The organism is Ruegeria sp. CDSC054 (assembly GCF_059610645.1).
This window is the reverse complement of the sequence record NZ_JBXWOA010000015.1, coordinates 16,128-39,474: the sequence shown is the minus strand read 5'-3', so window position 1 is coordinate 39,474 and position 23,347 is coordinate 16,128. Positions and strand designations below refer to the sequence as shown.

Below are 23,347 nucleotides of genomic sequence, written 5' to 3'. Positions count from 1 at the left end.
GGAGCGCAACAACCCGCATTCCCCGCTCGCCAATCACCAAGGGACTGGAGGATGACACATGGCCCATCATTTGAACTACAGGAGCCTTAGCAAGCACTTCGTAATTGGTGCGATATTTGGTGCTTGGGCTGTTTCTCCTGAAGCGCTCACTGAATCGGTCATCGATTTAGTCGCCCCTTCGGCAGCACACGCGCAGGAAACAGAAGAAGTTTCACCGACCATGGTGCGTGATCGTCCACGCGATGTTTACTACCCCAATACTGAAGATCTCGCCGAAGACGAGATGCGCGTCATCGCGTGTGGAACAGGAATGCCTACAACGCGGGCCGCTCAGGCTGCTGCGTGTTTCCTTGTGGAACTGGGCAACGGAGACAAGTTCTTGTTCGACATTGGTTCGGGATCGGCCGAGCGAATTTCTTCCCTGCAAATCCCGTACAATTATTTGGACAAGGTCTTTATCGGCCATCTTCATACTGACCATTTCGGCGCGTTGCATGACCTGTTCATCGGTGGCGCGTTGATGGGGCGAAACGTTCCGCTGCGTATATGGGGCCCAAGCGGGCCAGTCGAAGAACTGGGCACGGCATATGCGATGGAGCACATGCAAAAGATGCTGACTTGGGATCTGTCGGGCCGTGCTGGACTGATTGATTTTCGAGGATTCACCATGGAGGTGAACGAGTTCGACTATAGGGGCGAGAACGAAATCGTGTACGAAGAAAACGGTGTTGTGATCCGTTCTTTTCCTGCGATCCATTCACTCGATGGCCCAGTCAGTTATTCATTGGTGTGGAACAATCTGAAGTTCGTCTTCAGTTCAGATTCTTACCCCAACAAGTGGTTCGTCGAATACGCGAAGGACGCGGACATCGCAATCCACGAGTGCTTTGTGGCGGTACCTGATCTGGTTGCAAAGATGAATTTCACTCCCGAGTCCGCCTTGCTTGTCGGCACTCAGGTTCATACTGCGCCTGAAGCTTTTGGGAAGATTATGAACGAGGTGAGACCGCGTATTGCTGTTGCCTATCACTTCTTCAACGACTTCGACACAAGCACCAACGTCTACGAGCGCATTAGGCAGACCTATGACGGACCTCTGAGCCTTGCGGACGACTTCATGGTTTGGAACGTCACGAAGGATGAAATCAGGGTGCGCATGGCGGTGACAGAGGAGCGCACTTGGGCACCCCCTTCGGCCGCTCCAGCAGAACTCCCCAACGACGAGGACCGCGTCGCGTATTCTGAAGAATCCGGAGTGCCCATCGAGGCAATGAGATATTCCGACTTCACAAACTCTGGTTTCTGGGACGTGGACGATGTGCTGCGCCCAATCTATGAGGAAGCTTCAGAAGCGCTTGGCAAAGACTTCCCATATCCGAACGATGACTAAAGTCAAATTTGACCGGCGCGACTTCAACACGCGCCGGTTCTTTCAATACTGATCGGAATTCTCTATGCGTCTTACCTCATTAATTTCTCGCTATTTGCTCTGTGTTGGATGGTTGCTCGTCGCGATCTCTCATGTGGCCAACGCCCAGTCTCTTGCACGTTCTGAAGATGATGAAGGTGTTTGGCGGCATTCGATCACCCCCTACCTATTCCTTCCGCTCAGCACGTCTGGCACATCAACCATTGATGGTACTAGCGTCGATCTGGACCTGAGCCTGAGCGAGGTGCTGGACGTTCTGCAAGGCGCCGCCTCCGTACGCTACGAAGGCTGGAACGGTGATTTCGGTATCATCTCCGAGGTCTACTACGTAAGGCTTGGCGAAGACGGAACCTTACCGGGCGGAAGAGCAGACGTTGATATTGATGTCAGGCAGACTTTTGTAAACATTCAGGGGGCTTACCGATTTGCGAACGGGGTCAATGCTTCGGGTCGACGCTATGCAGCAGACGCCGCAATTGGCGTTCAGTGGAACCGGCTTAAACAGGAAATCGACATAGCCGGCCCTGGACCCGGTGTAACGCTGGGCGGAACGGAGGATTGGTTCGAGCCGATGATCGCGCTCCGCTATGCGATGGAAATCAACGATAAATGGAGTTTCGCCAGCCGCGCCGAACTAAGTGGCTTCGGCGTGAATGGCGATGACCTGCAATACCTGCTTCTGGCCGGTTTCGACTGGAAAGGCTGGGAGAACACGTCCCTACGGTTTGGTTATCAGTTCTACGGAATTGACTATTCCACTGACCGCTCGGGCGGGGAGTTTGCCTATGATGTGGACCAGAATGGTATCTATGCTGCCGTCGCGTTTCATTTCTAAGATTGGCGGACACAGCAAGACATGGGTTTGGGTGGGCTCAGCGCTTGCGAGTCTTGCGTTTGGCGCAAGCCAATCGATTGCAGATCTTGTGTCCCCCTACGGCGGAGAAACCGCACCGAACTTTGTCGAACTTTCGGTGCAGCCAGATCATGTTCGCGTTATCCTTGAGGTCGATTTGAGCGACTATCCCATATTCGTCATTCCAGATGATGGTTCAGGTACGTCGCTGGCTGAGCGAACGGGTCAAAACCTTCAAATCTGGGCAGATAAAGAGGAACTGACCAGCACAACGAATACGATTGATGTGCGCCCCAGAATTTCCCGGCAAACAGCAGCGAGCGCACAGTATCGACCGCGACCCCGCAGCGAAAATGTCGTCTATGTGGATATGGAGTTTCCATTCGCTGGTAAACCCGAACGGATCACGTTCATTCCCCCCCTAAGCCCAGACGGGATTCCTTTGGCTTCACTTGGGGTTGTGGCCGAGCATATGGGCGTTCCGGTGACAGACTATCGTTACCTTTCTCAGGCTGAGACGATGCTGCCGGACTGGGACGATCCTTGGTTCAGCAAATTTGAGAATCCAAACCTCACCCGACACCACAAGTCCCCGATGATGTCTTTTCTGGCAGTGGAACCACGCGTCGTCCGGCACGAGATAATTTTGCGTTTGAAAGACTATGAGACTTGGGCGGATTTGGATTTTGGGGATACTGACCGGCTGACCACAGATGATATCGTCAGGATCAAGTCTGGCGTCTCGGACTTTTTTGAGACCAGAAACCCGCTCGCCGTCGACGGCATGCCGATGAAACCGGAAACGGTGCAGGTCTCACGTATCAAAGTTGGGGCCGAAGGTTTGCGTGTTCTTCCGGATGAAGCGGAGGCAATCCGAAAGACGATGCTGCTGGGTGTTGTCCTTTCCTATCCGGTTGCGACCTTGCCGAACCGAGTTGATCTAGCATGGGAGCTTTTCCCGGATGGTCTGGATGTGATCCCGATCACCCTCTCCGATCCGGCTGGGGCGGTCCCTTCCCAGATTTATGCAACTGACCCCGTAGTAAATTGGAGCAATCACCTAAAAACTTGGACAAACCCAAGAACGGGCCCGGTCGTTGTCAAAGTCGCAGGTGAAACTCAGGTGCCTTCGATTGCGTTAGGCTTAGGCGTTTTGTGTTTAATATGCGCCTATTTTTCGTTGCAGCGTACAAACGGTCAGCGCCTGATCTTGCTTGGTCTGACTGGGGCATTCGGTGCCGCTGCGATTGTCACATACTCGTTGCAAAACCTGTCGACAGCGCCCGAGCCGGATGAGATCGCAACGCGTCAAATCTTAGAAGGGCTGGTGACCAACATCGGAACCACGATGCTTGAGACGCGAGATGATAATGCCGTGGCGACGATGGAGCCATATGTCGAAGCAATCAATCGCGACAAGGTTCAAGCAGAAATGCGTCGTGGCTTGTCGGTTACTTTGCCCTCTGGCGCCATGGCTCGCGTCGAAGCGATTTCAGACCTGAATGTCGAGAGCTTCACGCCCGGCGAAGAAAGAAATCAGCATCAGGCCCTCGCCAGTTGGACTGCCCGTGTAAGCGGAGGTCATTGGGGGCATCTACATAGGCAAGCGGTTTCTTATCGTGGCTTGCTAGATGTTTCGCGGCATGGCGACCAATGGATGCTTGATGACCTGACGATTATAAGCGCCAAAACAGGAGGGTAATTCTGTGGTAGTGGTTAGGTTGTTTTTTGCCACGTTCCTGTTTGCCATGATCTTTTTGTGCGCAGGCAGAGCAGAGGCGCATTTCAATCTAAACCAGAATGTCCGCATTCATCATGTGGCCCATTCGGAAGATGGCTTAGATGTCTATTTGCGCCTTCCGATGCCGTATTTGGTTGCGGAGCTCGTCGGTCCCGAAGGCCCGGACGGTTTGCCCGAACCAGCACCTTACACATACAATCAAATCGAAGATGGCGTGCTCATGCACTACTTGGATAAGGCCGCATTTCACAAAGACCCAACCGGCTTGGCTCGTATTGCTGTAAACGGCTTTGTGCTATCTATCGATGGTCACCGACAAACATCAGTAATCGTCTCGATAAGACTGCATCCATTGGGGCAAGAGCCCGGATTTGCTACGCTTAATGAGGCACGCGCGGCACTTGCTCAAAGAGATGATTTTCCAACAACGGAGATTTATGTTGGCGAGGTGATGGTTGACGTTCATCTGCGCTTTGTGACGGGAGAAATTGGAGCATACAGTTTATCCTACACTTCTGATCCGGGGCTTCCTGGACAAGAAGAAACGGCGAACCTGATCCTCGATTATAACGAGCAGGATGTTCGGACATTTCGTGCGCGGGGCCTGATGCATACCCCGGTTGATGTTTCCGGATCTGCGACCGCAGCCGCTTCGACCTTCTTTGTTGAAGGTATTCGGCATATTTTGGAAGGCCCCGATCATGTTCTCTTTGTGCTTTGCATGATCATCGGTGCTTTGAATTTACACAGCCTTCTCGCCCGTGTCACAGGCTTCACCCTAGGCCATACGGTAACGCTGATTTTGGGTTTCTTTGGCTTCGCGCCGAGCGGGGCGTGGTTTATCCCAACTGTCGAATTGGCAATAGCACTTTCAATAATCTACGCCGCTGCAATGGCGGTTTGGCCGCCAGAGAAAGGACATGGCGACCTCAAGGCCTTTGCCATCACGTCTGGCATTGGGTTACTGCACGGGTTTGGGTTCTCGTTCATGTTGCACCAAATTCTACGTGTGGATGCACCAAACGTTTGGCACAGCCTGTTGGCCTTCAACGTTGGAGTAGAGACTGGACAAGTCATGATCGTTCTATTGGTCTGGCCGTTGGTGTTGTTGTTGCGCAAACAACCAGGTCGTATCTGGGTCGGCTCTCGCGCCGCCGTTGCCGCTTGCGCAAGTCTGGTCGCAATGGTTTGGGTAGTAGAACGGGCAGAGTTCTTTCTCTGAAACTTGGGTTGTTGACATGAAGCACGCAGCTGCTGGCAATCTGACACGCGGCTTTTGCCGATGTGCGGTCAGTTCTTTGCGTGTCACTCAATCTGCGAAGTCTTGGATTGAATGTCCGGTTTGGGCTGCGACCAGTCAATCACGCAAGCCGCAGAGAACGGCAACCTGAGCCCTTTCTGCAATTTTCTGCTCAGCAATCGAATATCCGCAATCAAGCGCATATTCCGCAGATTGCATGCGAAATAGTCGATTAGCTCGCAGAATCCTACCTGAAGCGACCGGTATTCCGCGTCGGTTTGTGTGGGTCCTGCGAAAATCTGCGCTCTGAATTAGGATCGCAGGCCAGGCAGATGCGGACCTTGACTTGGTCTAACCAAGTCTCATAACGGCAGGCTGATTATCGAAGCGGCTACGTGCAGCCTGATCTGGCGAGTCCAGTTTGGTATTTGGCGCCTCATAGGCTGGTGCGTCTTCGGGATGCGAGGCTCAGCTGCAGGCCTTGCCGCTCAATACGTATTGGACCAATTTATGAAATCCAAAAAGATGCTGCCTACTACATTGATCTAACCGAACATTAATCACGCTCAAACTTTTTAAAGTGTTGGCCGGCAAAAGCCATGAAGCTTCGAACCGCCGGGCGTCTGTAACTTTCCTGAGAAGCGACCAACCAAAGAGTATGGTGAAGCTCATCGTGCTGGAAGCACCGCACGAGATCGGGATGCGCATCACCTGTCACACATGGTAGCAACCCTAGACCGACCCCTGTTTGCAAAGCCGCAACCATGCTGGCTACGGCGTTAACCTGATAAAGAACCTGACTGTCTTTGAGTTGCAGGTTTAACCAATCGACCGCTTTCATAACTTTCGCGACATCGTTCGAATAAACTAGGAACTTATGGTTTTTTATCTCTTTAAGTGTTTTTGGCGCCGTGTATTTTTGATCGTAGGACTGGCTGCAGTAAACGCCTAAGGGGAACCTGGCAAGTTTCTTGGCGACGAGCGCATCACCCGAAATCTCGTCCAATGGTCGAAGTGCCAGATCGGCCTTTCCGGTCTCGAGAGGTGGCTGATCCTTGTTCCAAGCGACGTCGATCATCAACTCAAATGCAATGTCCGCGTTCTTTTCCCGAAAGCTTGATACCAAACCAACGCCAAATCGCTGCATAGCCTCAGCGTTACCGGCAAAACGGATCACACCTTGATCATCACGCGTCAGCTGTTCGGCGGTCGAAATTACCGATGTTGCTGAATTCCGCATGGTTCTAGCTACATCCAGTAGCACCATGCCCTGAGCTGTTATTTCATATCCGCGATTGTCACGATCAAATAGCTTTAACTTCAAAGAGTGCTCAAGCGCATCAATACGGCGAGCTACTGTTGTTTGGTTCAGTCCAACAACACTGGCTGCTGCGAGTGTCGACCCTTCCTCAGCTACCGCGAGAAAAACTCTAATGTCATTCCAATTGAACATCGCCGGTCTCTCACACGTCAGTCTGCAGGAATGCAGAATAGCACATCACTATTCTGTATTTGTGCAGAGGGGGCTTGTAGGTATCCTAGCACCCAACTGTTGAACTTGCGAGGATCCTGCAGTGCGCGGCTTACCGGAAAAAAACCCGAGACATTCATAATCATCACATCGATAGCACAGTGTGGGAAGACGTAAGGTTTCGCGACGACGACATCATCATTGGGACTTATGCAAAGTCAGGAACCACTTGGATGCAACAGATCGTGGGTCAGCTTTTGTTTGATGCACAAGAAGGAATTGCCGTTTCAGAAATGAGCCCTTGGGTCGACCTGCGCGTCCCGCCAAAAGAAGTGAAACTCGCAATGATCGAGGCGCAGACCCAACGCCGCTTTATGAAAACGCATTTACCCGTCGATGCGCTCGTGTTCCATGACAAATGCAAGTACATTTATGTTGGGCGCGACGGGCGCGATATTGTCTGGTCGTTGTATAACCATCATGCAAACGCAAACGAAGCTTGGTACGACGCGCTGAACAATTCGCCGGGGCGCGTAGGGCCGGCTATTGGCGCGCCTGCATGCTCAGAGATCGAGTATTTCCAGCATTGGTTGGAAAACGACGGCGCGCCGTTTTGGTCATTCTGGGAAAGCGTCCGCTCGTGGTGGGAGATAAGGGACCTGCCAAACGTGTTGCTGGTTCATTTTCTGATTTGAAGGCTGATCTGGAAGGACAAATGTCTCGGATAGCCGACTTCATCGATGTGACCGTTGACGAAGAGACAATGGAACGCGCTCTTGAACACTGCTCGTTCGACTATATGAAAACAAACGCAGCTCAATCGGCGCCTTTAGGAGGTGCATTTTGGCAGGGAGGCGCCCGCACATTTATTCACAAAGGGATGAATGGCCGGTGGCGGGATACATTGCCGCAATCCCTCATAGATAAGTATGAAGAGACTGCAAAAACTCAACTTGGAGTGGAATGTGCCCGATGGATTATGTCCGGTAGCCAACAGGGCTGATCAGGCATCACCGAGTGATCGCAAACCGTGACTGCGAAGCCTCGGAAAAGGTCGCGCACAGCAGCGCGCTAGACGTTGTTCTTATTGAGTTTAATCCAGAACTCCAAACGAACCGGTGGGGTGCGAAGCAATGCTGGAGAATCGCAAGCTTGCAGCGATCTTGGTAACTGACATAGTTGGTTTCAGTCGTCTGACGGGTGCTGACGAAGAAGGCACTCTCGCCCGACTAAGAACCCTTCGTAGCGAGGTCGTCGAGCCGGCAATCGATGTACACAAAGGTCGCCTGGTGAAGCGAACCGGAGACGGATCGCTCATTGAATTCCGAAGTGTGGTAGAGGCTGTAAGATGCGCTATCGCAATCCAACGCGCGATGAACGAAAGAAATGCCGGTGTACCTCAGGAGCGCCGCGTAGACTTCCGGATGGGGATTCATCTCGGAGACGTAGTGGAGGAAGGTGACGGCGATCTCATGGGCGACGGCGTGAACATCGCTGCGCGACTGGAAGGTATTTCTGATCCTGGTGCCATCTGCATATCTGAAGACGCGTATCGTCAGGTTCGAGCCCGGCTCGACCTGTCGGTTACTGACTTGGGGAGGAAGTCACTCAAGAACATCAGCGAACCGTTGAAGGTCTACGCGTTGGAAGTTGGAACTCCCGCTGCCCCTGCAACTGGCGAATATGGCGATACTGTCCGGAATGCTCGTGACAAACCGTCTATCGCAGTCCTTCCGTTTACGAATATGTCCGGAGACGCCGATCAAGAATACTTCGTGGACGGAATGGCGGAAGACATCCTTACAGCGTTGTCCAGATTCGAGCAGCTGTTTGTAATCGCGAGGAACTCCAGTTTCGTGTACAAAGGCAGCGCCGTCGACATAACGCAGGTCGGGCGCGACCTCGGCGTAAGATATGTGCTGGAAGGCAGCGCCCGAAGATCGGGTGACCGAATTCGGATTACAGGTCAATTAATTGACGCAAAGACGGGAAATCACCTTTGGGCCGAGAAGTTTGACGGAGAGTTCAATGATGTCTTTGCACTTCAAGACAAAATCACCTCCAAGGTCGTAGGCGCCTTAGAACCGACCATACGTAAAGCTGAAATTGAACGCGCACGCCGAAAACCGGTGGAGCACATGGCGGCTTACGATCTTTATCTCCAGGCGCTGCCACATGTCTATGCATCTCATTCTGATGCCAACCTGAAAGCGCTTGAGTTGTTGACCAAAGCGACAGACATAGATCCAGATTTTTCGCCTGCCTTGGCACATATTGGCTGGTGTTTAGTGCAGCGTGCGACTCGACTGTGGGCGCCATTTGGTGATGATGATGTTGGCCTGGCGGTTTCAAAGGCTCGCCAAGTGTTAAACATCGAAAGTGATGATGCGCATTCGATTGTTCTTGGTGGGTTCGTCCTTGCTATGACTGGCACGGACTATTTGTCAGGTTTAGACGCTGTAAAGCGGGCCGTGGATATCAATCCGGGTTCCGGTTTCGTCAATGCGATGGCAGGCTGCGCTCTTGTATTTGGCGACGAACTCAGCGACGGCCTTGATCTACTGGGCCGTGCACTTGATCTTTGCCCGAAAGATCCGAATTATTTTGGCTACCTAACTGTCACTGCCTTTGGTCACCTAGTTGCGGGTGCACCAGAACGAGCACTAGAACTCGCACAGCGTGCTCTGGCGATGAGCTCTGGATGGGATTCTACCTATTGGGTCCTCATAACAATTTACGCAAAGCTCGAACGACTAGATGATGCAAAAAATACTGCTGAAGAACTGCTAAGAAAGCACCCAGATGTGACGACGACGCGATACGAGCAAGTACTGCCAATCAGGAGTATCGAGGCGCGTCGACTGGTTCTCGACAGCTTACAAAGTGCCGGAGTTCCGTCTTGAAGGATTGGTATCCGCCAGAGTTTGATAACGGCAGCTCGGCGGGGCAAAGCTGACACTGAAGCAACGCTTATGAAGGACCGCTTCGTCCGTAACACGAGAATTGCAAAGTCGGATTTTGAAGGTCCGCTTCGGGCTGACACCGGGCGCTTGGTTTAAAAAATAGATCTTGGGTCACTTAGCTGCAGCCCAGAGATGATTGACCAAAGCTTTGCTGAGATGTGATGTTTCCAAAATGATTGACCGAAGAAAATTCGCGAGCGTCTCTGGCGTTTGTGGCAACAAGCCCCAAGTATCTTGCGGGCTCGTCAACCCAAACGCGTGATTGTTGTCGGCGCCGGTGCAGCCGGGTTGACGGCAGCGTATCATTTGGTGAACGCTGGCATCGGTGTGCAAGTTCTTGAGGCGTCGAACCGATGGGGAGGAAGGGTTCGACGTCTTTCGGATTTCGCTGACGTCCCGTTGGATCTTGGCGCTGAATGGATCCACGATGAGCCTACGATCTTGGGCGAAATCATTGGCCAAGGGTCAGAATCGCTTGGTGTTGGAACACTTGAGTACCGACCTGAAACCTACCAATTCTGGCACAATGAACGGTTACGAGATTTTAATATGCTTCGTCATGCCTACGCCGAATTCAAATTTTATGACACGACTTGGTACGGCTTCTTGGAACGCTTCGTCTTGGCGAGTATCAAAAATAGCATTCGATTGAACGCGTCGGTTAGCTATGTCGATTTGAGTGGAGACGGCGTTGTAGTTCGAACACTTCGCGGAAAGACCTACCAAGCAGGCAAAGTGCTAATCACAGTGCCAATTTCCATGACGCAAAAGGGGCAAATCGTAACCTCCTCAGCCGACGTCAATACAAGGTTTGAGGACTTACTTGATACTCAATTCGGCGTCGGCTTCAAAGTCTTCATGAAGTTCCACGAGCGGTTTTACCCTGACATTTTGTTTGAGGGTTCTCGAACAAGCGTTCTTTCCAATGATTGGTCCGAAAAGACATACTACGACGCTGCTTTTGGAAAGCCGACGAATGAGAACCTGCTGGGGCTATTCACGGCCCGGGACAGAGCTATTCCGCGTTCTGAAATGGACCACTCGGAGTTGGTTCAAGACGTGTTGCGAGAATTGACCGAGGTCTTTGGCAATGTTGTGCACGACAGCTTCATTTCGGCACGGGCTCAGAACTGGTCGAAGGAACCGTTTATTGAAGGTAGTTATTCAATGTCCAATCAAGGTAGTTCGGACATAGAAGAAATTCTCCGGCCTGTCTCAAACAAGCTTTTTTCCTTGGTGAGGCACTTGGCGGTCACGCTCAGTCAACAGTACACGGTGCAGCGTTCTCTGCGATCAATGCCGTGTCACTCCTCCTTCAGACGTAGTTATTTTCGCGGTCCTTAACTCCGTTTCAGCTTCATAATGAAGCATGGAATTGAAACGGAATTTGTCCGTTATGCCAACCACCGGTCAATCACTCGCGCCGTAGAGAACGGCAAAACTCAACCCAACGCGCTCGCTTAAAGTGCGGAATATATCGAGAGAAAACCCGAAGCAAAAATCGCTTCCAGAAAGCGATGTCATTCTTTTTGTACGTTAAAAGTGTTCTTTTATCGACTGCCTCCGCCACTACTGCAGTTGTAAAATGTCCGGAACGCAAAGTTTTCTTTTTGCTGGCATTTTGTCCTCACCATCCGATCGTTTCAGTCGTTTCGGACCGTCTTTGACCTTGATCTTCGGCTTTTGTAGTGGGCCCTTCAAGGTCACGGGCCAGGGGCTCTTCGAAAGAGGTTCGCCAATCTTGCGGGGGTTTAGATTTAGGTCCAAAATCTTGCCCGCCACATTAACACCGCCAAAGACGACGACTTGGACATGATCTGTCTCCAATGTGGTCTGTTTCGTCGAAATACTTCCATTTGAAATACTAATCGGCGCACGCAAACATACGATTGGAGCAACCTTTTGTTTCTCTTTAGCAAACACCCAACCCTGAGTTGCACTTAGCACTGCGAGTTCGGCCTATTGCTACCATTGCCCGAAGGTTCCCGCGGTCTTTTACCTATTTGCTTTGGTCAGGGCGCAGATTTTGGGTTTCGAGCTCAGCCCGTGGGGTATCGCTATCATTGTCATAATAATGCGCTGGATCAAAATTCTGATCACCATGCGCGATATTGAGAACCTGCAGTGGATTCCAAATGTCGGCCTGGTGTTCAAAAATATCATCATGATCTTGTTGGGGGTCTGCGGCATCTATGTGGGCCTGCAGCACCGCTTTGCCAATGAAGTCAACTGGCAGACGATAACCCCATCGCTTGGGGACTATCGCGTTAATCGGCTCATTTGGCCAGTTTCTTGCGTTTGAGGTTGGTCATGCCGCGTAGTTCCCCTTTCAAGAAACACCGCTTCCCGCGTAAGATCATATTTTGTGCCGTGCGTTGGTACTTGAGCTACCCGCTTACCTATCAAGATGTGGTTAATTTTCTGTCAGAGCGTCGCATCTCGCTAGATCGATCGACGTGTAGCGGTGGGTTCAAAAATTCGGGCCTGAGCTGACCAGGCGGACCGAGAAGTATCTGCGTCGGGCGAGTGTCGATTGGCATGCCGATGAAACCAACATTCCGGTCGGTGGCAAAAGGTGCTATTTGTAGCGCGCCATGGATGCAAACGTTCAAATGGTCGACTTCCGACTAACCGTAAGCCGGGATGCCAAAGCTGAACGAGCTTTTCTTCGCAAGGCAATTGAGAGGGTGCGGGTACATCGTCCAGTCTAGATCTGCACAGACAATGCACCAACATACCGGTGCGTCATCCGTGATGATCTATCAGTGCTATGATCTGCATTTTGACAGCAACAGGCACATCGACAAGAAGTGGCGTAACAACCTAGTTAAAAGCAACCACGCCGCAATGAAGCGCATCCTCGGATATCGGCAAAGTTTCCGATCCTTACGAAAGGCAAAAGCGACCTTGAGTGGCATCGATACCATCCGAACCATCAAACGCGGCCACATTCACTACTAACAACGAGGCGTCAGAGGTGAAATCGAATTCGTGCGCCAACACTTCCTAGTGCCCACCTAAGGTTCAAGCCGCATCCCACAATTTCGAAACACGCCATCTAACATAACAGTCCCGTTTGGGACGCATCCCGTCCCGACAACCGCCGAATTTAGACCGGAACTTGGTCGGTGACTGAATTTTTGTGATACATCGGACCACCCTGGTATCGAGGGAACCCATAGCCGTTGACGAACACCACGTCGATGTCACCTGGCTTAGCCGCGATGCCTTCTTTCAAAATATCGTCACCCTCTTGCTGCAGCGCGTCGATACAACGTCGCGCGATTTCTTCCGCGCTCAGATCGCGCGAATTGATCCCTGCATCTTCGGCCACCTCCCGGATTAGTCCCAGAACAACCTCGTCTATCGAAGGATCCTTCTCGTTGTAACCATAAAAGCCAGCCTTAGTTTTGCGGCCTTTACGCCCCATTTCAACAAGCCGGTCATGGACCTGAAATGCGTAAGGATGCACGGCGCCGACAGGCAGAGATTTACGCATCAGATAGCCAATATCGATGCCCGACAAATCCAGCACCTGAAACGGCCCCATCGCCATTCCGTACTGGCGCAGCGCGGCGTCAACCGGTTCAGGTGATCCACATTCCAGCATCAACAACCCAGCTTCGCGCTGATAGGCTTGGTACATCCGGTTACCAATGAACCCGTGGCAGACCCCAGCAATCACACCCGTTTTTCCCAGCTTTTTCATTGTCGCCGCCAGAGTCGCCGTTACCGCCGGGTCCGTCTGATCGGTGCGAATGATCTCGACCAGCTTCATGATATGGGCAGGACTGAAGAAATGAAGGCCGGCAACGCGCTCGGGGCGATCGGTCGCTTGAGCGATCTCGTCGATATCTAGGTACGAAGTATTCGTCGCCAAAATGGCACCTGGGTGACAGATCTTATCCAGCTGTTTGAAGATTTTCTTTTTTATGACAATGTCTTCGACCGCTGCTTCGATCACAAGATCGGTCAAAGCCATATCATCATAGTCGGTCGTGGGTGAAATCAGCGTCAAAATGGTTTCGGCACGGGCTGCGCTCATCTTGCCGCGCTTGACCCCTTGTTCCAAATTGCCCCGGATTCGGTTGATTCCGGACTGTGCCGCCTCGTCCGAGATTTCGACCAGAGTGACGGCAATGCCTTGGGTGGCAAAGACCTGCGCAATCCCTGCTCCCATGGTTCCCGCCCCGATTACCGCAACACTGCCAATCTCGCCTGCTTGCGACAGATCCAGCCCCTCTACTTTGTAGGTTTCGCGTTCGGCGAAAAAGATATGTCGCAATGCACCTGATTGCGTGCTTTGGCGCAGGGTTAGAAATAAGTTGCGCTCTTTGTCGAGACCAGCCTGAAAATCCGGCCCGGTGGCAGCCTCAAGTGCGTCGATAACCGCCAAGGGCGCATCGAAGCCACGCTTGCGTTTGGCACACATGGCCCGCCATTGATCGAACAGGGCAGGATCAAAGCTGTTAGCCGAAATCGGCAGGTTGAGCTTGAGAGGGGCAGTATCGACCCCGATCAGCGCATTTGCATAGGTGATCGCTTCCGGTTCAAGATCGTCTGCTATCTTGTCAATCAGGCCAATTTCAACGGCTACTTTGGCAGAGACCGGCTTACCTTCAACCGCCAAATTAAGCGCTTGTTCCACGCCTACCAATCGCGGTAACCGCTGCGTGCCACCCGCACCGGGCACGATTCCAAGCGTTACTTCGGGCAACCCAAAGCGCGCATTCGCGGTCGCGATCCGGTGGGAACAGGCCAACGCAAGTTCCAGTCCACCACCAAGTGCCTGACCGTGAATTGCCGCAACAACAGGCTTAGGGCAGCTTTCGATGAAGGACACCAGATCGTTAAGATGGGGCGGCATCGGCGGTTTGCCGAACTCCCTTACGTCTGCCCCTGCCATGAAGGTCCGGCCGGAACATATTAGCACCGCAACAGCAATCTGCGGGTCGTTTGTGACCTCGTCAAATGCTTCCAACAAACCCTGCCGCACTGTCTGGGAAATGGCGTTCACCGGGGGGGCGTCGACCCGGACGATGCCAACCTGATCTTTGCGCGTCAAAGTAACCGCATTCATGACTTTCCCCTTCGATCAGCCTTTGGTTTGCCTTGTATGTTTAGCTGAAGCACCAAAGTCGTGGAAAATACTATGGTGTGATCACCGCCATAATAAATTACTATAACATTGCAGAGCGACAAGCATTGTCATGGCATCATTCCGCAATAGGTTTTTATTATCTTAGGCAGCTATAAATAGTATTTTCTTGTCTACAGCTAGCTCTCTACCCTTCCTTTCAATCTTGCTGTGCCTCCGCATTTCGAGGCCTGGATCGGATAATGCGAGGAATTGAACATGAACCTGGGAAATCTTGTAACACGCGCCGCCCTGTTCTGGGCCGACCGGATTGCCGTAAAGGACGAACGCGTATCACTGTCCTATGCGACACTGGAAGAGCGTACTAACCGGCTTGCGAACGCGTTGTCGGATGCAGGATTGACCAAGGGTGATCGTGTAGCGGTTCTGGCTTGGAACCGGTCCGAAATCGTCGAGGCCGAGGTGGCTCTGCTCAAAGGTGGCTTTACCCGCGTGCCGATCAATGCACGCCTGTCAGCAGACGAAGTTGTTCACGTCTGCAAGGACAGTGAAGTCAAAATTCTGCTGACAGACGAGGCGCATTTGGCAGCGGCGCAGCAGGCATTCAATGAAAACGAAAACTTGCAGCTGTTGGTGATGGGCGACGGTGGTAGTTATGAGGATGCTTTAGCTCAGGCTAAGACCGAGACCGTTTGCGCGGATGTCTCGCCAGATGACATCATGGTGCACCATTACACCTCCGGATCTTCAGGTGTGCTAAAGGCTGCGATGCATTCCCTCCGCAATCGCCGAGCAATCCTGCGTAAGATCACTTTCCGTTCTCGGCTGTATCCTGATCAACATGAAACGTATTTGCACGTGGGACCCATTACCCATGTGTCCGGAATGGCGATCATGCCCTTGCTATCACAGGGCCACACCAACGTCATCCTGTCGCGGTTCGACGTAGACACGTATCTTTCGACGCTTCAGGCTGAAAAGGTTACGCAGACCTATCTGGTCCCGACTATGATCAACCGCATTCTGGCCGCACCAAACCGAGGCGACTACGACCTCTCCTCACTGAAGTTGCTTCGGTACGGTGCGGCCCCCATTTCCCCGGCGCGTTTGCAAGAAGCGGTCGAGTTCTTTGGCCCGATCCTAAACCAAGGTTACGGCGCGGGTGAGGTATGCTCTTCAGTTACGCTGCTGACCGAAGCGGACCATGAATTGGCCCTGAACGGGCGGCCCGAACTGTTTAGCTCCTGCGGTCGTGCCCTCTTTGAGACTGAAGTCGCGGTGATCGATGACGAAGGCAACGAATTGCCCGTGGGCGAGGCTGGTGAGCTGGTGGTTAAGGGCGAGGATGTCATGCAGGGCTACTACAACGCACCCGAGCTGACTGCTCCGGTTCTGAAAGACGGGCGTTATCACACTGGCGACATCGCCTATATCGACGACACCGGCTACATCTTTATCATCGACCGTAAGAAGGACATGATCGTCACCGGCGGATTCAATGTATACCCCAACGAAGTTGAAAATGCCCTGTTCGAACGCCCTGAGGTTTACGAAGTTTGCGTTGTCGGCGTTCCTGACGCTGACCTCGGCGAGGCGGTCAAGGCCGTTGTTGTGGCACGCGATGGCGCCGAGATTGATACCGATGCCCTGATAACGCATTGCGTGGACAAGTTGGGCAAGTTCAAGAAACCGCATTCGGTCGATGTTGTGGTCGAGCTCCCTAAAAATGACGCCGGCAAGATCCTGCGCCGTCACGTGCGTGATGGATACTGGGCCGGTTCGGATCGGAAGGTGTAATCATGAATCAGGGGTTGAACCGCGCAACAGCTGGCCTGGAAGCGGGCAAATTTGCCGAGCTTCGCACCAAGGTCAACGACTTACTCTACAATGAAATGCTCCCGTTCGAAAAAGAGAACGGGCTGACCCATGAAACTCGGTTCGAACGTGCTCAGCTCGAAGAATGGTGGAAACGCTCGCGCGAATTGGGCATCTATGGTTGCAACCTGCCCGAAGAGTTCGGCGGCTTAGGTCTGTCCATCGATCAGCTGTGTACTCTGAAAGAGGATGCCACCCGGTCGAACGCGGCGCTTTATGGCTGCGTTTTGGGTGAAAACGGTGGCCCGATGAGGATCGGGTATATCATCACACAAGCGACAGAAGGGCAGAACGAAGAGTTCTTTTACCCGGCAGCCCGCGGCGAACGAGCAGGGTGTTTTGCGTTGAGCGAACCCAATGCCGGATCCGATGCTGCGCGTATTCAGACCAGCGCGGTCAAGGACGGAGATGATTACATCATCAACGGCCACAAACGGTTCATCACCGCCTCGCGCACGGCGGATTTTGCCATCGTCATGTGTGTGACTGACCCAGAGGCCGGAACCAACGGCGTGACGGCATTCTTGGTAGATGCAAAATCGCCCGGATACCGGATCGAAGGACACTACCTACCCATGTCGGGTCAACACATCGACAACGACATTATCTTGGAGAACGTTCGCGTGCCTGCGCGCAACATATTGGGGCAACTGGGTGGTGGTTTCAAATTGGGAATGGAGCGGATCAACATTAATCGTCTGCTGCAATGCCCGACAATGCTAGGGCACGCCCAGTTCGCGCTAGAACAGGCGGTGGACTACGCCAACCGCCGGGTGCAGTTCAAACAGCCTATCGCCAATTTTCAGGCGATCCAGCACATGATGGCCGACATGAAGACCGCCAACTTTGCTGCTCATTCGATGGTCCACGCAGCCGCCGCCAAGGCCGACCGGGGGGAAAACATCCGGACCGAGGCGTCGATGTGCAAAGTTTTCGTGGCAGAAAATGCCTTTCAGGTTGCTGACAAAGCGATCCAGATCCATGGGGCAACCGGCATGACAAAGAACCATCCAGTAGAATGGGTGTTCCGCCGCCTGCGTATGTTCCGCGTGCTCACCGGTAGTTCGGAGATTCAACGCAACACGATCGGAAAAGGCATCCAGAAAGAATGGAAAACCGCAAACCCGGAGGCCGCACAATGACGAATGAGTGGTCGTTTCTGAACGGTATGCGCATCATAGACTTGTCGCGCTTGCTGCCCGGGCCTTTTGCAACCCAGACGCTTGCCGATCTGGGGGCTGAGGTCATCAAGATCGAGGAGCCCAAACACGGCGACCCGGGGCGCTTTCTGGGCAACGACATGTTCGCCCGCCTGAACCGCAACAAGAAGTCGCTGACGCTGGATCTGAAATCAGACGAGGGCAAAGCGATACTGACCAAGCTTTTGGAAAGCGCAGATGCCGTCATCGAAAGCTTTCGTCCCGGCGTAATGGACCGACTGGGCTTCGGATACGAAGCGGTAAAGGCGCAAAACCCGGCCATCGTCTATTGTTCACTCTCGGGCTTTGGTCAAACCGGTCCCTATCGTCAACGCGCAGGTCATGATATCGATTTTTTGGCACTGTCGGGTTATTTTGCGGTGCCCTCTCAGGTCAACGACAAGCTCGCGCGTCCCAAGGTCAGACTGTCGGACTACGCCGGGGCGATGTATGGCGCGCTGTCGCTGGCGGTTGCCATGGGATCTGCCAAGATGAGCGGCAAAGGGCAGTATCTGGACGTGTCCATCACCGATGCGATGGTCAACTGGTCCTCACCGCTTGTGCGGATTGCGCATGATCTGTGCGACGGTGATCCGGATCGGATGTCCTTTGTGATGCCCGACAATGACATCTTTGAAACCAAAGATGGTAAACACATCGCCATCGGTCTATTCGAGAACAAGTTCTGGTTGGTCTTGGCCGAGATGATGGGTGACGAATTCCCCGACCTGCGGCGCGAGGATTTCCGCACCAATAAGCTGCGAAACCAGCAGAAACAGGCAGTGCATGAGTTGATGTCGGACATGTTCGCGTCGAAAACCCTGACCAAGTGGGAAGAGCTTTTTGGTCCGACCGATCTGCCCTGGGCGGTGGTGTATGAAGACATGCGCCTGTTCGAAGACCCGCATTTGATCGAACGCGGTATGTTTGGTGAATTGGGCGAAGGCAAGGACAAGACGTTTCAGGCCGGATACCCCACCAAATTCTCTGCCGGTCTGAACGAGTTTCAATCTGCTCCACCCAAGAAAGGACAAGACACGGATGAGATCCTGCGCAATCTGGGCCATGACGCGGCTGCCATTCAGGCAATGCGCGACGCGGGGGTGATCTGATGGTAGATGCGTTTATTTGCGATGCCATCCGCACGCCAATCGGGCGCTATGGTGGCGGGTTGTCTTCTGTTCGGGCCGACGATTTGGGCGCTGTGCCTTTAAAGGCGCTGATGGAGCGGAACCCGAACGTCGATTGGGCCGCTGTGGACGATGTGCTCTATGGCTGCGCCAACCAGGCGGGCGAAGATAACCGCAACGTTGCGCGTATGTCGTCGCTGCTGGCGGGATTGCCCGAAAACGTATCCGGCACGACATTGAACCGGCTGTGCGGCTCGGGCCTGGATGCGGTTGCTTATGGCGCGCGCGCGATCAAATCGGGAGATGCAGACCTGATCATCGCAGGCGGTGTCGAAAGCATGAGCCGGGCACCTTTTGTGATGCCCAAAGCCACCAGCGCCTTTAGCCGTGCCAATGAAGTGCATGACACCACCATCGGCTGGCGGTTCGTCAACAAGTTGATGAAGGCCCAGTATGGCGTCGATTCGATGCCTGAGACGGCCGAAAACGTGGCCGAAGATTTCGGGATCAGTCGCACAGATCAGGACGCATTCGCCTTGCGCTCGCAACAGCGGACGGCGGCGGCGCAGACGGCTGGCGTCTTCGCTGAAGAAATCACACCAGTGATCATACCTCAGCGCAAAAGTGATCCCAAAGTTATCGATACTGATGAGCACCCTCGCGCGGAAACAACCGCCGAGGGCCTGGCCAAACTCCGCGCACCGTTCCGCGAGGGCGGGTCGGTGACGGCGGGCAACGCGTCCGGGATCAATGATGGCGCGGCGGCTTTAATCATCGCCAGCGAAGAGGCCATCAAACGTCACGGGCTGACGCCACGGGCACGGATCGTGGCAGGCGCTTCGGCAGGTGTTGCACCGCGCATCATGGGCTATGGCCCTGCACCTTCTACACAAAAACTGCTGAGCCGAGTTGGCATGAGCATCGACCAGATCGACGTGATCGAGTTGAACGAGGCCTTTGCTGCACAGGCCCTAGCGGTCACGCGCGCCCTTGGGTTGCCCGATGACGCGACGCATGTGAATCCAAATGGCGGCGCCATCGCCCTTGGTCATCCCCTAGGCATGTCAGGTGCGCGTTTGGCTCTAACGGCCACAAATCAGCTCAATCGGAGCGGAGCTGCGCTAGCACTGTGCACAATGTGCATCGGTGTCGGCCAAGGTATTTCCGTACTACTGGAGCGCGTTTAACTGGGCATCGGAAAACATGATAGCCGGGATACGCATATAATATTTCTGCGATCAGCAAGCCCTCGCTAATCTCGATGCAATTCAAAATCCAATGACCTCATACGGTCGAAACTCATGTTTGGGAGGAAACAAACGTGTTCACACTTGCTAAGATCAAAACAGCCTTAACCGGCACTGTCCTAGCGGTTGCCGCTTCCATGGCACAGGCTGCGGATTTTCCCGAGCGCCCGATCGACCTGATCGTCGGCTTCAAGGCAGGCGGCGGCACCGACACCTACGCCCGTGCGCTGGCCAGCGCGGCTGACGCACATCTGGACGGGCAGCCCGTTGTTGTCGTCAATAAACCCGGAGGTGGCGGCCTTGTTGGTGGTCGCTTTGTTGCAGACCAGCCGCCCACCGGGTACACCCTCTATCTGGCGTCCGCGGGTTCGATGGTTCTGAAAAATCTGATCAAACCACAGGTTGTTTCGGAAAAAGACTTCAAAATGGTCGGCACCATTGGTGAGCTGACCGCCGGCATCTTTGTCCCCACTGGTTCGCCGATCCAATCGCTGGACGAGTTGATCGAAGCAGCCAAAACTTCGGACACCAAACTGCGTTGGGGTCACACTGGTCGCGGCAACGTCTGGCACATGGCGGGTCTGGGTGTTCTGAACCCCAACGACGTCAAAGCCAAGGACGTTCCATTCAAAGGTGGCTCAGGCGTGCGTGCTGCGCTGACCAGCGCAGATGTTGATTTTGGCGTCATGGGCGCGCACCTGGGCCGTGGGTTTGAGGACGACGTGCGCCTGCTGGCCGTGTTGTCAAACGACCGTCACCCGGCGGCGCCTGATGCCCCTTCGGCCAAGGAACTGGGCGTCGACTTCATCCCAGTTTCAACCCCGATGATCGTGATGGCTCCTGCTCGCACCTCTGACGAGGTTGTTGCGCAACTGTCCGATGCCTTGGTCGCGATCACTCAGGAAACTGCCTATATCGACACCCTCTCCAAGGCCGGCCTGCCGACTTCGAGCGTGAGCGGCCCCGATACCGCGTCGGCTATCGAAAACTCGAAGGTCGAGTGGGGCAAGTTGTTGGAAACCCTGGAATGACCGAGGGTGTTCAAATTGAAGTGGCGCGCAAGACTGCGCGCCACAACATTTTTGCCGGATTGGCCTTGGTGGTGCTCGCGGCTTTCTTTTTCTGGAAATCCTTCAACATCTCGCTGGATTTCATTGATGAGGAAGGCATCGGACCAAGGTTCTTTCCACAAGCCATCTGTGTCGCCCTGGGCTTGATCGGCGTGACCATGACTGTTTTTGGCCTGCGCAAGCAAGTCGCCCCTGCTGACAAGTCAAGCTTTGAGATCAAACGCTTCTTTTCCGACGCAGTGCCGCTCTTTGCTTTGGGAATCGCCTTCGTCTGGATGTTCGGCGCCTTTGGTTACGTCACAGCCTGTTTCGTGCTGCTTTTGGTAGCCGCGTTGATCTTCGCCGTGCGTGGCCCTGCCCTGATCCTGTTGCCTGTCTGTGCGACCGTCGCGCTCTATCTGCTGTTCTTCAAGCTGATGACCGTGTTTGAACCGGAGGCGACCATTTTCAACCCCCTGGCCCTGATCGGGCTGAAGTGAGGGATATGACATGGAACTTCTGAACGGTTTCTACACCATCTTCACCACGCCCGAGACGCTTATGTTTGTAGTGCTTGGCGCGGTCCTGGGTGTCATCGTGGGTGCTGTGCCGGGGCTGACGGCCTCGGCCGCGATCGCCATGCTGGTGCCAATCACGTACTACATCGACCCGCTGTCGGCATTGGCGTTTCTTTACGTCATCGGCAAGGCTGGACGGTTCGGGGGGTCGATTTCCGCGATCCTGTTCAACACGCCTGGGACAACGGCGGCTGCGGCCACAGTGATCGACGGGCACGCGCTGACCAAGAAAGGACAGGCGGGCAAGGCGTTGAAAACGGCGACTGTGGCCTCGGTCATTGGCGACTTTGTCGGTGAGTTCATCCTGATTTTTGGCGCTCTGACTATTGCGCAGTTGACCCGAGAATTGGGTCCGCCCGATTACTTCGCGATCTATGTCTGTGCCTTCCTGATCATCGGTTCTGTCATTTCAGACTCGGTACTCAAAGGCATCGCATCGACTCTGTTTGGGGCAACGCTGGCGATGATCGGTCTGGATCCGATTACATCCGAGCCGCGGTTCGATTTCGGTATGGTCGAACTCTACAACGGCTTCTCGCTGGTACCGCTTCTTATTGGTCTGTTCGTGATCTCCGAAGTTTTTGCTCAAGTTTTCCCTGCGCGCAAAGGTCAAGAACATCATGACGAAATCCGCGCCAAGAATCCCGATGACGACCGCCTAAGCTGGGCCGAGGTCAAGCGCTGCCTGCCCTTCATCGGGCGTGGTTCGGTGATCGGTTCGATGGTGGGTCTGATTCCGGGTGTTGGCTCCGCCGTGGCGTGTTTTGTGGCTTATGGTTCGTCCAGGGCGAAAGCTGCAAACAAAGATGAATGGGGCAAAGGGGCGATCGAAGGCGTCGCGGCACCTGAAGCGGCCAATAACGCCGTGTCCGGTCCGTCGATGATCCCGCTTTTGGCGCTTGGTGTGCCCGGATCGACCATTGCGGCGATGCTCATGGGCGTGTTTCTGATCCATGGCATCCAAGTGGGGCCAAAGATCTTTGAGACCTCGGGCGACATCGTTTACGGTTTGTTCGCAGCCGGATTGATCGGGATCGCTCTATATGGTCTCATTGGCTGGTTCGGTGGTCCACTGATCGGTCGTGTGATCGACAAGGTGCCGCAGCGCCTGATCTATCCAACGATCCTGGCGGTGGCGCTGATCTCGGCCTACACGGCGCGCTCGTCGATGTTCGATGTCACCGTTGCCTGCCTCTTTGGTCTGATCGGCTACTTCATGCGGACTCTGAACTTCAGCCCCGCTGCCACGATCATTGCTTTTGTTCTGGCACCAGGTGCCGAACAAGCGCTGCGCCAATCGGTGCTACTGACCGATGACGGCTTTGGCATCTTCCTGCACCGTCCTGTTGCGCTGGTGTTCTTTGCCATACCGCTGGTTGCCATTGGTATTCGGATCATCGCCCGCATGCGGACGTCGAACCAAGCGCCCACGCCGCAAACCTGAAACCATGGGTTCGGGCGTATTTGCGCCCGG

The 23,347-nt window shown here is 53.9% G+C and carries 15 protein-coding genes and 3 pseudogenes; 16 read left to right on the top strand and 2 right to left on the bottom strand.

All coding sequences use genetic code 11. From position 1 onward, the window contains the following. The first annotated feature begins 58 nt into the window (after window positions 1-58). From gntH to AC2FGC_RS20880, 4 genes are all read left to right on the top strand, one after another. Complete coding sequence (gntH, locus tag AC2FGC_RS20895) at window positions 59-1,390, top strand: guanitoxin biosynthesis MBL fold metallo-hydrolase GntH (protein WP_496725733.1); 1,332 nt, start codon at window positions 59-61, stop codon at window positions 1,388-1,390. Window positions 1,391-1,454: 64 nt separating this feature from the next. After that, window positions 1,455-2,264 carry a hypothetical protein gene (locus AC2FGC_RS20890; protein WP_496725734.1) on the top strand — a complete coding sequence of 270 codons (810 nt, stop codon included), beginning with the start codon at window positions 1,455-1,457 and terminating at the stop codon, window positions 2,262-2,264. After that, the gene (locus tag AC2FGC_RS20885; protein ID WP_496725735.1) at window positions 2,215-3,984 is read left to right on the top strand and encodes a hypothetical protein; all 1,770 of its coding nucleotides are present in this window, start codon (window positions 2,215-2,217) and stop codon (window positions 3,982-3,984) included. The genes AC2FGC_RS20890 and AC2FGC_RS20885 overlap by 50 nt, the downstream gene beginning before the upstream one ends. Before the next feature lie 19 nt (window positions 3,985-4,003). Further along, the gene (locus AC2FGC_RS20880) at window positions 4,004-5,245 is read left to right on the top strand and encodes a HupE/UreJ family protein (protein ID WP_496725736.1); all 1,242 of its coding nucleotides are present in this window, start codon (window positions 4,004-4,006) and stop codon (window positions 5,243-5,245) included. A 574-nt stretch (window positions 5,246-5,819) separates the two neighbouring features. Here the strand turns inward: AC2FGC_RS20880 and AC2FGC_RS20875 are convergent. Continuing rightward, window positions 5,820-6,716 (bottom strand): LysR family transcriptional regulator, encoded by an 897-nt coding sequence (locus AC2FGC_RS20875; protein WP_496783339.1) that lies wholly within the window; start codon window positions 6,714-6,716, stop codon window positions 5,820-5,822. Between the two features lie 251 nt (window positions 6,717-6,967). Here AC2FGC_RS20875 and AC2FGC_RS20870 point away from each other — a divergent pair. The 5 genes and pseudogenes from AC2FGC_RS20870 to AC2FGC_RS20850 all read left to right on the top strand — a co-directional run bounded on the left by AC2FGC_RS20870 (window position 6,968) and on the right by AC2FGC_RS20850 (window position 12,658). Continuing rightward, window positions 6,968-7,737: pseudogene (locus AC2FGC_RS20870) on the top strand (sulfotransferase domain-containing protein). A 130-nt stretch (window positions 7,738-7,867) separates the two neighbouring features. After that, window positions 7,868-9,637, top strand: coding sequence for an adenylate/guanylate cyclase domain-containing protein (locus AC2FGC_RS20865; RefSeq protein ID WP_496725739.1), 1,770 nt, complete (start codon window positions 7,868-7,870; stop codon window positions 9,635-9,637). A gap of 270 nt (window positions 9,638-9,907) precedes the next feature. Then, a complete protein-coding gene (locus tag AC2FGC_RS20860) occupies window positions 9,908-11,041 on the top strand; it encodes a flavin monoamine oxidase family protein (RefSeq protein ID WP_496783337.1) in 1,134 nt (377 codons plus the stop codon). Window positions 11,042-11,681: 640 nt separating this feature from the next. Next, window positions 11,682-11,999 (top strand): annotated as a pseudogene (locus tag AC2FGC_RS20855) (hypothetical protein); the annotation flags it as partial. Window positions 12,000-12,007: 8 nt separating this feature from the next. Beyond that, a pseudogene (locus AC2FGC_RS20850) lies at window positions 12,008-12,658 on the top strand (IS6 family transposase). A gap of 148 nt (window positions 12,659-12,806) precedes the next feature. Here the strand turns inward: AC2FGC_RS20850 and AC2FGC_RS20845 are convergent. Next, entirely contained in the window at window positions 12,807-14,777 is a 1,971-nt protein-coding gene (locus AC2FGC_RS20845; protein WP_496725742.1) for a 3-hydroxyacyl-CoA dehydrogenase NAD-binding domain-containing protein, read from the bottom strand. A 276-nt stretch (window positions 14,778-15,053) separates the two neighbouring features. Here AC2FGC_RS20845 and AC2FGC_RS20840 point away from each other — a divergent pair, with 276 nt between their 5' ends. The 7 genes from AC2FGC_RS20840 to AC2FGC_RS20810 all read left to right on the top strand — a co-directional run bounded on the left by AC2FGC_RS20840 (window position 15,054) and on the right by AC2FGC_RS20810 (window position 23,317). Then, window positions 15,054-16,592, top strand: a complete 1,539-nt coding sequence (locus AC2FGC_RS20840) for a class I adenylate-forming enzyme family protein (protein ID WP_496725743.1) — start codon at window positions 15,054-15,056, stop codon at window positions 16,590-16,592. A 2-nt stretch (window positions 16,593-16,594) separates the two neighbouring features. Next, window positions 16,595-17,812: an acyl-CoA dehydrogenase family protein gene (locus AC2FGC_RS20835; protein ID WP_496725744.1), complete on the top strand. Its 1,218-nt coding sequence runs from the start codon at window positions 16,595-16,597 to the stop codon at window positions 17,810-17,812. Next, window positions 17,809-18,981, top strand: coding sequence for a CaiB/BaiF CoA transferase family protein (locus AC2FGC_RS20830; protein ID WP_496725745.1), 1,173 nt, complete (start codon window positions 17,809-17,811; stop codon window positions 18,979-18,981). Before AC2FGC_RS20835 ends, AC2FGC_RS20830 begins: the two co-directional genes overlap by 4 nt. After that, entirely contained in the window at window positions 18,981-20,186 is a 1,206-nt protein-coding gene (gene pcaF / locus AC2FGC_RS20825; protein WP_496725746.1) for a 3-oxoadipyl-CoA thiolase, read from the top strand. Before AC2FGC_RS20830 ends, pcaF begins: the two co-directional genes overlap by 1 nt. Before the next feature lie 134 nt (window positions 20,187-20,320). After that, the gene (locus tag AC2FGC_RS20820) at window positions 20,321-21,277 is read left to right on the top strand and encodes a tripartite tricarboxylate transporter substrate binding protein (protein WP_496725747.1); all 957 of its coding nucleotides are present in this window, start codon (window positions 20,321-20,323) and stop codon (window positions 21,275-21,277) included. Continuing rightward, complete coding sequence (locus tag AC2FGC_RS20815; protein ID WP_496783335.1) at window positions 21,274-21,795, top strand: tripartite tricarboxylate transporter TctB family protein; 522 nt, start codon at window positions 21,274-21,276, stop codon at window positions 21,793-21,795. Before AC2FGC_RS20820 ends, AC2FGC_RS20815 begins: the two co-directional genes overlap by 4 nt. 10 nt (window positions 21,796-21,805) lie before the next feature. After that, window positions 21,806-23,317, top strand: a complete 1,512-nt coding sequence (locus AC2FGC_RS20810) for a tripartite tricarboxylate transporter permease (protein ID WP_496725749.1) — start codon at window positions 21,806-21,808, stop codon at window positions 23,315-23,317. The last annotated feature ends 30 nt before the right edge of the window (window positions 23,318-23,347 follow it).

Excerpts from the sequence above, each read along its gene's own strand:
- gntH (WP_496725733.1), top strand. The coding sequence starts at position 59 with ATGGCCCATCATTTGAACTACAGGAGCCTTAGCAAGCACTTCGTAATT.
- AC2FGC_RS20890 (WP_496725734.1), top strand. The coding sequence starts at position 1,455 with ATGCGTCTTACCTCATTAATTTCTCGCTATTTGCTCTGTGTTGGATGG.
- AC2FGC_RS20885 (WP_496725735.1), top strand. The coding sequence starts at position 2,215 with ATGATGTGGACCAGAATGGTATCTATGCTGCCGTCGCGTTTCATTTCT.
- AC2FGC_RS20875 (WP_496783339.1), bottom strand. The coding sequence starts at position 6,716 with ATGTTCAATTGGAATGACATTAGAGTTTTTCTCGCGGTAGCTGAGGAA.
- AC2FGC_RS20865 (WP_496725739.1), top strand. The coding sequence starts at position 7,868 with ATGCTGGAGAATCGCAAGCTTGCAGCGATCTTGGTAACTGACATAGTT.
- AC2FGC_RS20845 (WP_496725742.1), bottom strand. The coding sequence starts at position 14,777 with ATGAATGCGGTTACTTTGACGCGCAAAGATCAGGTTGGCATCGTCCGG.
- AC2FGC_RS20840 (WP_496725743.1), top strand. The coding sequence starts at position 15,054 with ATGAACCTGGGAAATCTTGTAACACGCGCCGCCCTGTTCTGGGCCGAC.
- AC2FGC_RS20835 (WP_496725744.1), top strand. The coding sequence starts at position 16,595 with ATGAATCAGGGGTTGAACCGCGCAACAGCTGGCCTGGAAGCGGGCAAA.
- AC2FGC_RS20830 (WP_496725745.1), top strand. The coding sequence starts at position 17,809 with ATGACGAATGAGTGGTCGTTTCTGAACGGTATGCGCATCATAGACTTG.
- pcaF (WP_496725746.1), top strand. The coding sequence starts at position 18,981 with ATGGTAGATGCGTTTATTTGCGATGCCATCCGCACGCCAATCGGGCGC.
- AC2FGC_RS20815 (WP_496783335.1), top strand. The coding sequence starts at position 21,274 with ATGACCGAGGGTGTTCAAATTGAAGTGGCGCGCAAGACTGCGCGCCAC.
- AC2FGC_RS20810 (WP_496725749.1), top strand. The coding sequence starts at position 21,806 with ATGGAACTTCTGAACGGTTTCTACACCATCTTCACCACGCCCGAGACG.